Here is a 10,035-nt window from a genome sequence, read left to right as displayed (position 1 = left end):
GGTTGTCAGATGGTGGCGGAGGCGATGAACCACTCGGTAGCGGCTTCGTTGTCGTCGGCGGCTATCGATCGGGTCATGCGAAGCGGCAGGCTGATCCAACGCCGCGACCGGAAACCGTGGCAGGGCCGGACCACCCATACGCCCCAGTCCCGACACAGGTACTCGCCGTCGCCGGTATCCGCGGACAATCCCTCACGCACCTTCATCGCGGCGGTGCCGAGATTGTGCCGCAACCAGAACAGGCGTGACCGCACCGTCGCGGGGCGACCGGACTCGGCGTAACTACCTGTCGTCCACGGCATTAGCGGCCTCCTCGGGCGCATTCTTCGGCGGTCACAGACTTGGCCATCGAGAATTTCCGGTAATCGAACGGATGCCCCTGCATGGTACCGACCACTTCGGCCTCAATGCGCCAGTAACCCGGCCGACATTGATCCACCTTCACGCCGTAAGCCATGCGCGAGGTGCCTGGGATCCGGTGGTCGCTGATCAGTCGAACGCCCTGCCACTGGCCGCCCTCGCGGAAATCCAGCCCGAGCCTCATCTCGTGCTGCTCGGGTGGTCGGTCGCAGGATGCCCACGCGGAGCCGTTGACCGTCCCGACGCCGACGAACGGTCTGACCGGCATGAAATCCATGACGCATTGGAACTCGGCGTGCGCGGACCCGGTACCGGCGAGCATGGACCCACCGAGGAGAGTCGCGACCACTACGGCGCGCACGGTGCTGGTGACGATCTTCATTTGTTTCCTCCCTGAATTGTGCTGGGGCTATTCGGATCTCGATTGCCCCTGGGTATTCCGGTCGCGCTCGGCCCACTGGTCGAGACCCTGCGCGACACGGATCAGCAGCGCGGCAGATGGTGCCGCGGTTTGGTGGATGGGGTGAGGGATGTGGGTTGCGCCGGGCGTGCGGTGCGGCAGGTTAGGACTCATCCGCGCTGAATTCGGTCGGGCAACTCGACGACCGTGGGCGGATCAGCCTTGATGCGGAAGGCGGCGACACATTGGTCGCCGCAGAACACGCGGCCGTTGCGGCGGCGTCGGGTCTGTGCCGGGATCTCCTTGCCGCACCAGTCGCACCAGTCGTCCTCTGTGGCGTTCACGATGACGCCTCCGGTTCGGGGAGTTGGCCCGCGCGCTGGCGGGTGCGTTCGGAGGCGACGCTGATCAGGCCCACGATGTCCCGCAAGTAGCGGTCGATGCCGTACAGGTGGTCCCACGTGGGAACGATCACCGTGTCGGCACCGGCCGCTGCTAGAGCGTCCATGACCGTGACGAGCGGCCCTTCGATGGTCGGGGTGATGACCACGACTTCACCGACCGTGTAACCGAGTAGCGCGCCGATCTCGCTCATGGCTTGTTCGTCCGCAGCACGGTTCGTGGTCAGGTCGGGTCGAATACACCGAATGGCGAGTGCTTCCGGTGACGTTGCGCCTGTGCTCATTTGGCAGTCCGCCTCGTTTGGGTCCGGTCTGTTGGAGGGCACCCGCCGCCGGTGGCTTCGCTGTTTCGCTGCGTGGTGTTGGCGGCAAATCAGCGACCGAGAGGGGTGCTTCCGGCGGTGGGGCCGAATCTCACGCTATGAGCGGCTTGTCCCGGGACGGAAGCTTGTTGCGAAATGTTGCGAATACAGCCGTCCAGCGCGACGGTGACGCCTGCCTACGGTGGGATGTCCTGCTGCACTGGACGTACGCTCGAATATGTGAGCGATCTGACCGGTTGACTGCCTACCAGTCGCGCGAGACGATGAGGTCGATAGTCCGCAACAACTCGCAACAACGTAGGTGGAGGATCGACCATGCGTCTAACGTTTGTGGCCAAGGACCCGGGCTCGAATCCAACGGGCTCACCGACGCTCTACCGCACCGACCGCGACTCGTGGGTGGTGCAGGGCTGGGCGGTCACAGATCCCGAAACCCTCGCGCAGATGGACATTCCCGAGGGCGAACTGTGTGTAGAGATCCCGGACAGGCTGGTTCCGTTTTTCGGGCAGGGAGACATTGACCTCAATAAGTGACGACGAATTCGACCGGCTACTCACCGAATTCGGGAACACCTCGATTCACCTCGAAACCCGCGACGCATACGGCACCGCCACCGAACTGCCGTACATGGCGAAGTGGGCCAACGGTGAACCCGACGATCTCGAATGGCTGCAAGGCTGGTGCGCCACACTCCGCGCCCACGTTGCTGCCGGACGCTCCGTGCGGCGCGCCCGCATCGTCTCCGAGCCGCTGAGCGACTACCAACGTTGGTCGCACAGCATCGCTCAACCGATGGTCGACGCCGGGGAAGACATCAGATGGGTGCCACGCCACCGCGTGTCATCAGTCGCCATCCCCGGCAACGACTTCTATTTGCTCGATGATCGGCTGGTGATATTCCTGCACTACTCCGGCGACGGTCTAGGAGTCGACAAGACCACCTCGACCGACCCGCACGACATCACGCTGTGCCGCACAGCATTCGACGCAGTGTGGAAGCTGGCAATCCCGCACCGTGACTACAAGCCCGTCTAGCGCTGCACAAGAAGCGCGACGTGCACTCGGCCGGCGGCTACGCGAACTCCGCAACGCCGCCGGTCTCACGGTCCGCGAACTCGGGGCCGCCAACGAGTGGCACTTCGCCCGGGTGTCGAAAATCGAGAACGGCGTGCAGGCCCCGACCGACCGCGATATCCGGCTGTGGTGTCGGGCCTGCTCCGCCGAAGATCAGATCCCGGATCTGGTCGCCACACTCCGCACGGTCGATGAAGCGTACGTAGAGTTCCGGCGCCAGAGCCGCGCCGGAATGAAACGAGTGCTCGGCGCGCACACGCAAAAGCGGTACGAGCAGACCAAGGTGTTCCGCATCTACGAGCACAACGTGATCCCCGGCCTGTTCCAGACGGCCGAGTACGCCGCGGCCATGCTGTCCTTCTGGATCCGGTTCCTGGGCACACCGAACGACGTGGCCGAGGCCGTAGCGGTGCGCGCCGAACGACAACGAATCCTCCAGCGCGGCGGGAAACGATTCGTAGCTCTGTTGGAGGAACAGGCGCTGCGCACGTGGTTCGGGTCGGCGGAGGTGCAGGCCGGGCAACTGGGGCGACTCCTCGAGCTGATGGCGCTGCCGAACATTTCCATCGGCATCATCCCGCTCATGGTGGAGCGGGAAGCGGTCGCATCGGCCGGGTTCTGGATCTTCGACGACGACATGGTGGCGTTGGAGACACCGACCGCAGCTATCCAGGTCACCCAACCCGCAGAGTGCAACCTGTACGCGCGGATGTTCGAGGAACTGAAAAAATCAGCGGTCTACGGCCCGCAGGCCCGGCGGCTGATCCTCGATGTACTCGGCGAACTCAGCCGGTAGACGGCCGAGGTGACAGCGCGGGGGCCGGACACCACTGCATCACGGGGAGTTGCCCGTGGCCGTTGTTCGTCCACAGCACCATTTCGACCAGGCCGAGCCAGCTGCCGTTGTTCACGCGCGCCCAGGCGTGCAGCAGGCCCGGCACCTGGCCGGTGAGGTCCAGGCCACCGACCTTGATCTTCATGGCGATTTTGTCGCGGCCGAATCCGCCCGGCTGCCTGGTCGGCATGGCTTTGCTGAGGTCGACCACGACCGGCACCGGAGGGGTCACGGCGCGGCGCAGCGGCGGACTGAACTCCTCCGGCCACGCCTCGAACATAGTTTCGAATCCTAGATGCTGCCTACCGTCGCCGGACGGCGAACCCCTGATAGGACAACCACCGGCGAGTCACATCGCCTACGGCACCGTCAGCAACCAACCAGCGTCATATAGGTATGGAATCCATCGACTACGAAGCCCTGCACGCTGCTGGCCTCGACCCGGACGACCCAGCGGAATGGGTCACCCAGTCGCGGATGCAACTGCTGCTGAAATCGCGCGCAGTACAGCTTGGCTGGCCGGAGTTCGGCCCAGGGGCTCGCAGGTGACCGGGCGCGATCGAACGCGGATACGAGAGCACGAATGATGATGCGCTGGTGATCTTTTCGGGTGAGAATCGAGCGATGATGGGGAGGCTGCGCCGCGCTGGCGCACAGATCGCACGTTGGGTTGCAGTGCTCCGGCCCACTCGGATACGCAAGCTACTGGGCCTGTTCATGGGCGGAGTCGGGCTGTTCCCGGCCATCGTCGCCGCCCTCTGTCTCGGTCTCGGTATCGCGCTCGGTGCGCAATGGGTTCTGCATCGATTCATCGCCACCAGCACCGCCCGGGCCGCGCCGATCGACCTCACCAAACTCTCGCTCACCGTGGTGGCCGGGGTCGGCGGCATCGTGGCCCTGGTCGTTGCCTACCGCCGCCAGCGCGACCTTGAGCAAGGTCGGTTCGTGGAGCGGTTCGGTGCTGCGGCAGCACAACTCGGCAACACTGACGTCGCGGTCCGCATCGCCGGGGTCTACGCGATGGCTGGCGTCGCCGACGAATCTCGTGGATTGCGCCGTCAGCAGTGCATCGACGTGCTGTGTGGCTATCTGCGACTGCCTTACAAGACCGAGCACGGAGCCAGCGGTCGCACCAAGTTCGTGATCAAAGCGCCGCGGGTCGACCACGGCCGAGTTCGTGGTGAGACCGAAGAACACATCGAATACCGGCAGAACGACAGCGAAGTTCGCAAAACCATCGTCACTGTCATCGCCGACCACCTACGGCCCACCGCTGAATACAGTTGGTCAACATCCAACTTCAACTTCCGCGCCGCTTACCTCGAAGACGTGAACTTCACCGCTGCGAGGTTCTCAGGCGCCGCCCGGTTCGATAACGCGACGTTTTCCGGCACCGCCTGGTTTGACGACGCGACGTTTTCGAGTACCGCCCTGTTCAGCGGCGCGAGGTTCTCTGCCAGTGCTCGGTTCCCCGGCGCGACGTTTTCCCACGGCGTCGCGTTCACTCAGACGATGTTCTCCACCGCCTGGTTCGAGGGTGCGAGGTTCTTCCGCACCGCCTATTTTGACAACGCGACGTTTTCCAGCCGCGCATTGTTCAACATGGCAGAGTTCTCCGGTACCACCTCGTTTGACGGCGCGAAGTTCTCCGACAGCGCCTATTTCGACGGCGCGATGTTTTTTTCCCCCGTTTCGTTCCGCGAAGCGATGTTCTCCGATCCCGCCTCGTTCAGAAGCGCGATGTTCTCCGGTACCATCGTGTTCAGCCACGCGGCATTCTCCGGCACTGCCCAGTTCCGCGACGCGACGTTCTCCGGTGCTGCCCGATTCCGCGACGTGACGTTCTTGGGCAACGCTTCGTTCGACAGCGCTAGGTTTACCTTAACTGCCTCGTTCGACCGCGCCGTATTCTCCGGCCCTGCCTCGTTCAGTGACGCAACATTCTCCGGTTTCATCACATTCAAGATGGTGAACTTCGGTACTCGACCAATCTTGTTCGCCGATCTCAGACAATGGGGGCCGCCGGAACCGATCTTCGACTGGTCCCAAGATATCAGCCTGAAGCCATCCAACGTTGGCCCGCAGGATTGGCCCCCGACTCCGGCAACACCCGCCGCCAACGAATCGGTTACCCGTCGTCGCAGTTGGTTTCGTCTCGCACTGCGCAGGTTCGGTCAACTAGTCGGGATTGCGCTCGACAGCTCAGCTGGGGAGTAGATCGGTGTCTACGGGCGCTAGCCAGCGGCGGTAGTCGTGGAACACATCACCGGTCGCGATCGTTGCGGCTGTGGTGGGCAAATCTAGTTCATTTCCTTTTGTTGACGGCGGGCCTTCGTCTGATGAAGGCGGGCCGGGGCACCTGGGCAGGGTGCCCCGGCGTGGGGCTATCGCATGTGTTCGGCGGCAGCGAAATTCGCGAGATTGTCCAGGGTGATGCCCTGGATCAGCAGCGTGGTGGGTTCGCCGTTGTGGACGACCGTGACGGTGAGCCCGTCGTCGGTGAGCGTGGCAAGCTGGCGGAAATTGACAGCGAGAGTGGGCATTCCGGTTCCTTCCGGTGGGTGACGGCTCGATCCGTCGAACTGGTGGCCGCCCCGCGTCAACTGGGGGCGGCCGGGGTGGGTCAGTGGCAGAGGTTGCCGGGGCTGGTGTGCGTGACCGGAACCACCGACCACTCACCGCCGAACCGATCCAGCCAATCGCGCTTGGCGGCCAGCTCCGCGAATTCCCGCGTGCCGGTGCACATCTGGGCGACAGTGAACGGCTCCCCGTTGCGCTTGCCCACCATGTCGCGGCCGACGATCGCGAAGGTCGCGGAGTCGCCCCACCGGTCAAGGTCCTGGGTGGTGCCGTCCGGGTAGGTGACGTGCGCCGAGAACGGGTAGTGGGTGTGAGTGCTCATATCCGGCTCCATCCGGTGAGTGAGGGCTTGTCCCTCGAACACCAATCACATTACACACCAATGTGTGTACAGTCAAGCGTTTTCAGTCAGAATCCCACCGCGCCAGCACACCCACCAGATACGAACCCGCAGGCCACAACCCGAACCCCCACCACCACGGCAAACCAGCCACGACCGCAGTAGGCCACGCCAGCACCGCGCACACCCACCAGCCCAAACACCACGGGCAGAACGACAGATACGTGATCATCGAGGCGTTCCCGAACTTGTCCACGATGGCCTTGCGGATCGGCTCCCCGATCCTGTCCGTGGTGACGATGCGCGTCAACCGAGCCGCGGAGAGCACGAACACAGCGAGCGTGAGAATGGAGGTCAGGGCATGCGGCATGGCGCGGACGGTAGTTGCTGGGCGTGCAGTTCCGGGGAGCTAACCGCGACGAGGGCTGAGACCGCAAAAGCCCTCGTCCTCGTGCGTTCGCGGCTGGCCTAGCGGGCTCACCCAGACGACGCGCAGAGACCAGCGATGCATTTGTTCGTCGGTGGCGAGGGCTTGGCGTTGGAAATCGTCCTGTAATGGGTTGCGTGCCGAGAGAGTAACGCCGTACCGCTCCTTCGCCTGCCTCTCAGCCTCCTTGTGGTTCTCTATCTGCCTCGTAATTTCCCTCTCGTATTCCTGTCGCTTACGAACCTCATCGGCGCGACGCGCGGCAGCGAGAGGGAAGCGGAACCGCAAGTCTCCGCCTCGACCGGGAACGGCATCCTCTCGAGCTGTGACCGTTTCCCCATCCACTGTCATGTCGGCGCGGACCTCTCGGGCCTCATCATCACCGGTATTCGTCAGAACCAGGAACCCAGGCCCCGCCCAGTCCCAGCCCCAGTCCACGTCATGCCGCTCGGTCTCGCGTGCCTCGGATCGGTAGGCAATGGTGTTGGCTTCGTTCGCGACGCCGAGGGCCTGTTCCGACGTCTGGTTGGCCTTCCCGCTCTCTTGCTTGGATTGAATGGCAACTCGCAATGCCCACCCTGCGACGCCGAGCGAGCCAACGCCCACCACCAGGCCGCCAACAGCAACAACGTCCAACGAGTCCTCCTTGGCGCATCTCGGTTGCGCCGGATACGGCGCCCGGCGAATTATTCGGTTGGACGAGTGAAACCGCTACACCCTGCAGGACTGGGCGCGGGCGGCGGTAAGCGGGCCGCCCGCGCGCTGGGGTCTAGTTGTCGAACTGTTCGATGTCGAGGCTGCCGAGAAGGGCCGCGCGCGTCAGATCGCGGGTGAGACCCAGCTCGGGGCATTCGCGCAGCAGGGTCGACGCCAGCTCGAACAGTGCCGACAGTCTGACGGCGTGCGATGCGCGATGCAGCTGCATCGTTCCGTCGACGTGGGCGTGGCCCTTGGCGAGGGTCTCCGCGGCCTTTTCGACGCCCTCCTGAGCCTGCTTGGCGGTGCGGTTGATCTGGAGCAGCAGCAGCCGCCCGGCCATCGAGACGGCCGGGGTGGGGTCGGGGTTGCTGCCGTGCTTGCGGCACTGGCAGCTGACCTTGCGGCACGACGGGCCGTTGCCGTAGGCGTCCTCGGCGATGTGGTGGCAGTCGTCGCACAGTTCCACGACATCGCCGGTCGGGTGGACCGATGTGCGGCGAACCTGGCTCATCGAGATTTCCTGCGTGGCGCGGTCGCGGATCCGCAGGCGGCCACCGGTGTTGCCGGTGATCACGAACTCGTCGCCGTGATGGGCGCGGATCGACCCGTGGTAGGTGACCACGTCGCCGACCGACAGCTCCGGGAGAGCGAAGATCAGCAGTGCGTGGTTGACGGCGGGGAGTTGTTCGGTGCTCATGAGAATCCGGTTCCTTCCGGGTTGGTGACGGTTCGGTCCGTCGCGGTGGGGCCGCCCGGTGTGGGCGGCCCCGGGGTGGTCAGTTGGTGGTGACGGTGACGGCGGTGCCCTTGGCGCGGTAGTAGTCGGCCATCTCGGCCGCCTCCTCGGCGTCGGTGGTCGTGATCGTGCCGCCGGTGGCGAAGGTGAGGGTGTGGGTCATGCTGTCCGGCTCCATCCGGTTGGTGAGGGCTGATTCCCTCGAACAACACCAACAATACACACCAATGTGTGCGTTGTCAACGGTAGGAGTTGAACCCTGACGGGATATCGCCCCAACCGCCCTGGCGCGGCGCGGACATCTGCGCACCATCCCCACCACTGAGCACGTCATACGCGATCGTCGCGGCGGCCACCCGGTCCGGCTGATGCTGCCCCTCCTGCCAGCGGATCGCGTGCGCCTCCATCGTCGCCAACCGATGACCGACCACCCGGCACCGACCAACCGCGGTCGCGTTCCGCAGGCCCACAGAGCGCACCAGCGCATTACCGGAGCCCTTCCAGGGCGTCACATGGAACGGCCGATCCTGGGGCACCACAACGCCATCCACCAATCCGCCGGCATCGAGCGCTTCGGCCGCGAGATCGCTGTACGCGCGGCGGATCAGCTGCCCGTACGTGGCGGGCGCGTTGTATGCCTCGAACACCACCTCATCCGCGCCCGTCGTGAGCGCGAGCAGGCAGGCCCGGCGCGGCCACTCGGCCGACGACAGCTGCCCGGACCAGTCGTCCGCGAGAACCACCGTGCCGTCCCTAGCGACTCCGGCGCCGATGATTCCCGCTTCATCGCCGGTGCCGGTTTCTGCAGGGTCGATCGCGACCAGCCGTCGATACATGGTCGGTGCCTGGTCGAATCGCCAGCGGTCGAACCACTCCGGCGCGAACAACGCGCCACCGACCGGGGTCGGGACGCCGAGATACAGGGCGGCCCAGACGCGTTCGCCGACCGCGCGGCGGGTGCGGTCCCAGTCCTCGGCGGTGCGGCCCCGCGCGGACACCAGCGGGACGCCTTCCGGGCGGTCCAGCGCGTCCGGTACTCCAGCGGTCGCGACAGCGGGAATGTTGACGTGCAACCACTCTCGGTGTTCGGGCGGCCGGTTCGCGTCCTCCTCGAGCAGGTGCCCGGCCAGGTCCTGTTCGTGCCAGCGGGTTTGAATCAGGATGATCGGCGCACCCGGGGCGAGACGCGTGGACAGGTCACCTTGAAACCCGGTGATCACCTTGGCGCGTTCGGTGGGGGAGTCCGCGGCCTGCATGCCCTTCAGCGGGTCGTCGATGATCAGCAGATCGCAGGCGCGGCCGGTGATGGTGCCGCCCATACCGACCGCGACCACACCGCCCTTGTGTCCCTTCAGCTGCCAGTTCCCTGCGGCCCAACGGTCCTCGGCCAGGGCCAGGCCCAGCCGGTCCGGTAGCGGCACACCCGACAGCGGATCCCGTGCGTCGGTCCCGTAGGACATCAGGACGTTGCGGGCCTCCCGCGATGACCGGCGCGCCAGATCCTCGCTGTAGGAGGCGATCAGGATGCGGGAATCGGGCCGCCGCTGTAGCTGCCGAAGCACAGTCCACACCGCCACCAGTGTCGACTTGCCCTCCTGTGGCGGGCAGGTGATGAGGAGTCGGCCGCCGCGTGTGGTGACGGCGCGTTCGATGTGCTCGGCCATCAGCTGCACGGCCGGAGTGATCACGTAGGCGGGATCGATGCGGTGCGCCAGCTCGGCCGCGTTCGCGCACGCCCGCAACGCTGTACGTCGCGCCGTCTCCTGCGCCGCCCACACCTCGAACGCGCGCCGCTGCTCCGGGGGGAGCCCTTCGGCGTGCGCCATGAGCTGTGCGAGGCGATCGGCGACGGCGGTCAC

17 protein-coding genes are annotated in these 10,035 nt (G+C 65.3%); 5 read left to right on the top strand and 12 right to left on the bottom strand.

Features of this window, described 5'->3' with window-relative positions:
- Positions 1-5: 5 nt before the first annotated feature.
- The 4 genes from NM2_RS21715 to NM2_RS21705 all read right to left on the bottom strand — a co-directional run bounded on the left by NM2_RS21715 (position 6) and on the right by NM2_RS21705 (position 1,355).
- A complete protein-coding gene (locus NM2_RS21715) occupies positions 6-302 on the bottom strand; it encodes a hypothetical protein (RefSeq protein ID WP_067671806.1) in 297 nt (98 codons plus the stop codon).
- Positions 302-742 (bottom strand): hypothetical protein, encoded by a 441-nt coding sequence (locus NM2_RS21710; RefSeq protein ID WP_067671803.1) that lies wholly within the window; start codon positions 740-742, stop codon positions 302-304. Before NM2_RS21710 ends, NM2_RS21715 begins: the two co-directional genes overlap by 1 nt.
- Before the next feature lie 188 nt (positions 743-930).
- On the bottom strand, positions 931-1,104 hold the full coding sequence (locus NM2_RS49210) for a hypothetical protein (protein WP_157121229.1): 174 nt from the start codon (positions 1,102-1,104) through the stop codon (positions 931-933).
- Positions 1,101-1,355: a hypothetical protein gene (locus tag NM2_RS21705; RefSeq protein ID WP_067671801.1), complete on the bottom strand. Its 255-nt coding sequence runs from the start codon at positions 1,353-1,355 to the stop codon at positions 1,101-1,103. Before NM2_RS21705 ends, NM2_RS49210 begins: the two co-directional genes overlap by 4 nt.
- A gap of 444 nt (positions 1,356-1,799) precedes the next feature.
- Here NM2_RS21705 and NM2_RS21700 point away from each other — a divergent pair, with 444 nt between their 5' ends.
- From NM2_RS21700 to NM2_RS21690, 3 genes are read left to right on the top strand one after another with little or no spacing between them, the layout of a single operon-like run.
- A complete protein-coding gene (locus tag NM2_RS21700; protein ID WP_067671798.1) occupies positions 1,800-2,018 on the top strand; it encodes a hypothetical protein in 219 nt (72 codons plus the stop codon).
- Positions 2,002-2,520 (top strand): DUF6879 family protein, encoded by a 519-nt coding sequence (locus NM2_RS21695; protein WP_067671795.1) that lies wholly within the window; start codon positions 2,002-2,004, stop codon positions 2,518-2,520. The genes NM2_RS21700 and NM2_RS21695 overlap by 17 nt, the downstream gene beginning before the upstream one ends.
- Complete coding sequence (locus NM2_RS21690) at positions 2,501-3,355, top strand: DUF5753 domain-containing protein (protein WP_067671792.1); 855 nt, start codon at positions 2,501-2,503, stop codon at positions 3,353-3,355. The genes NM2_RS21695 and NM2_RS21690 overlap by 20 nt, the downstream gene beginning before the upstream one ends.
- On the opposite strand, the gene NM2_RS21685 is transcribed toward NM2_RS21690, so the two are convergent.
- Positions 3,345-3,674, bottom strand: a complete 330-nt coding sequence (locus tag NM2_RS21685; protein WP_245718151.1) for a hypothetical protein — start codon at positions 3,672-3,674, stop codon at positions 3,345-3,347. The two genes, NM2_RS21690 and NM2_RS21685, sit on opposite strands and share 11 nt — an antisense overlap.
- Before the next feature lie 116 nt (positions 3,675-3,790).
- Between NM2_RS21685 and NM2_RS49205 the strand changes: the two genes are divergently transcribed.
- Together NM2_RS49205 and NM2_RS21680 are read left to right on the top strand one after the other, a co-directional pair.
- A complete protein-coding gene (locus NM2_RS49205; protein WP_157121228.1) occupies positions 3,791-3,943 on the top strand; it encodes a hypothetical protein in 153 nt (50 codons plus the stop codon).
- A 48-nt stretch (positions 3,944-3,991) separates the two neighbouring features.
- On the top strand, positions 3,992-5,611 hold the full coding sequence (locus tag NM2_RS21680; RefSeq protein WP_157121227.1) for a pentapeptide repeat-containing protein: 1,620 nt from the start codon (positions 3,992-3,994) through the stop codon (positions 5,609-5,611).
- Between the two features lie 167 nt (positions 5,612-5,778).
- Here NM2_RS21680 and NM2_RS49200 read toward each other — a convergent pair whose 3' ends face one another.
- The 7 genes from NM2_RS49200 to NM2_RS21655 form a co-directional block, all read right to left on the bottom strand.
- Positions 5,779-5,937: a hypothetical protein gene (locus tag NM2_RS49200; protein WP_157121226.1), complete on the bottom strand. Its 159-nt coding sequence runs from the start codon at positions 5,935-5,937 to the stop codon at positions 5,779-5,781.
- Between the two features lie 80 nt (positions 5,938-6,017).
- The gene (locus NM2_RS21675) at positions 6,018-6,296 is read right to left on the bottom strand and encodes a hypothetical protein (protein WP_157121225.1); all 279 of its coding nucleotides are present in this window, start codon (positions 6,294-6,296) and stop codon (positions 6,018-6,020) included.
- 82 nt (positions 6,297-6,378) lie between these two features.
- Positions 6,379-6,684, bottom strand: a complete 306-nt coding sequence (locus tag NM2_RS21670; protein ID WP_067671782.1) for a hypothetical protein — start codon at positions 6,682-6,684, stop codon at positions 6,379-6,381.
- Positions 6,685-6,723: 39 nt separating this feature from the next.
- Complete coding sequence (locus NM2_RS21665; RefSeq protein ID WP_067671779.1) at positions 6,724-7,377, bottom strand: hypothetical protein; 654 nt, start codon at positions 7,375-7,377, stop codon at positions 6,724-6,726.
- Between the two features lie 133 nt (positions 7,378-7,510).
- Positions 7,511-8,137: a hypothetical protein gene (locus tag NM2_RS21660; RefSeq protein WP_067671776.1), complete on the bottom strand. Its 627-nt coding sequence runs from the start codon at positions 8,135-8,137 to the stop codon at positions 7,511-7,513.
- A 79-nt stretch (positions 8,138-8,216) separates the two neighbouring features.
- Positions 8,217-8,339 carry a hypothetical protein gene (locus tag NM2_RS52610; protein ID WP_281182525.1) on the bottom strand — a complete coding sequence of 41 codons (123 nt, stop codon included), beginning with the start codon at positions 8,337-8,339 and terminating at the stop codon, positions 8,217-8,219.
- 76 nt (positions 8,340-8,415) lie between these two features.
- On the bottom strand, positions 8,416-10,035 hold the full coding sequence (locus tag NM2_RS21655) for a terminase large subunit domain-containing protein (RefSeq protein ID WP_084531399.1): 1,620 nt from the start codon (positions 10,033-10,035) through the stop codon (positions 8,416-8,418).

Source organism: Nocardia miyunensis NBRC 108239, from assembly GCF_001613065.1.
Lineage (GTDB): Bacteria > Actinomycetota > Actinomycetes > Mycobacteriales > Mycobacteriaceae > Nocardia > Nocardia miyunensis.
This window is presented reverse-complemented; position numbering and strand designations above follow the sequence as displayed.

Excerpts from the sequence above, each read along its gene's own strand:
- NM2_RS21675 (WP_157121225.1), bottom strand. The coding sequence starts at position 6,296 with ATGAGCACTCACACCCACTACCCGTTCTCGGCGCACGTCACCTACCCG.
- NM2_RS21715 (WP_067671806.1), bottom strand. The coding sequence starts at position 302 with ATGCCGTGGACGACAGGTAGTTACGCCGAGTCCGGTCGCCCCGCGACG.
- NM2_RS21700 (WP_067671798.1), top strand. The coding sequence starts at position 1,800 with ATGCGTCTAACGTTTGTGGCCAAGGACCCGGGCTCGAATCCAACGGGC.
- NM2_RS21660 (WP_067671776.1), bottom strand. The coding sequence starts at position 8,137 with ATGAGCACCGAACAACTCCCCGCCGTCAACCACGCACTGCTGATCTTC.
- NM2_RS21670 (WP_067671782.1), bottom strand. The coding sequence starts at position 6,684 with ATGCCGCATGCCCTGACCTCCATTCTCACGCTCGCTGTGTTCGTGCTC.
- NM2_RS21685 (WP_245718151.1), bottom strand. The coding sequence starts at position 3,674 with ATGTTCGAGGCGTGGCCGGAGGAGTTCAGTCCGCCGCTGCGCCGCGCC.
- NM2_RS21710 (WP_067671803.1), bottom strand. The coding sequence starts at position 742 with ATGAAGATCGTCACCAGCACCGTGCGCGCCGTAGTGGTCGCGACTCTC.
- NM2_RS49200 (WP_157121226.1), bottom strand. The coding sequence starts at position 5,937 with ATGCCCACTCTCGCTGTCAATTTCCGCCAGCTTGCCACGCTCACCGAC.
- NM2_RS21705 (WP_067671801.1), bottom strand. The coding sequence starts at position 1,355 with ATGAGCGAGATCGGCGCGCTACTCGGTTACACGGTCGGTGAAGTCGTG.
- NM2_RS49205 (WP_157121228.1), top strand. The coding sequence starts at position 3,791 with ATGGAATCCATCGACTACGAAGCCCTGCACGCTGCTGGCCTCGACCCG.
- NM2_RS52610 (WP_281182525.1), bottom strand. The coding sequence starts at position 8,339 with ATGACCCACACCCTCACCTTCGCCACCGGCGGCACGATCACGACCACC.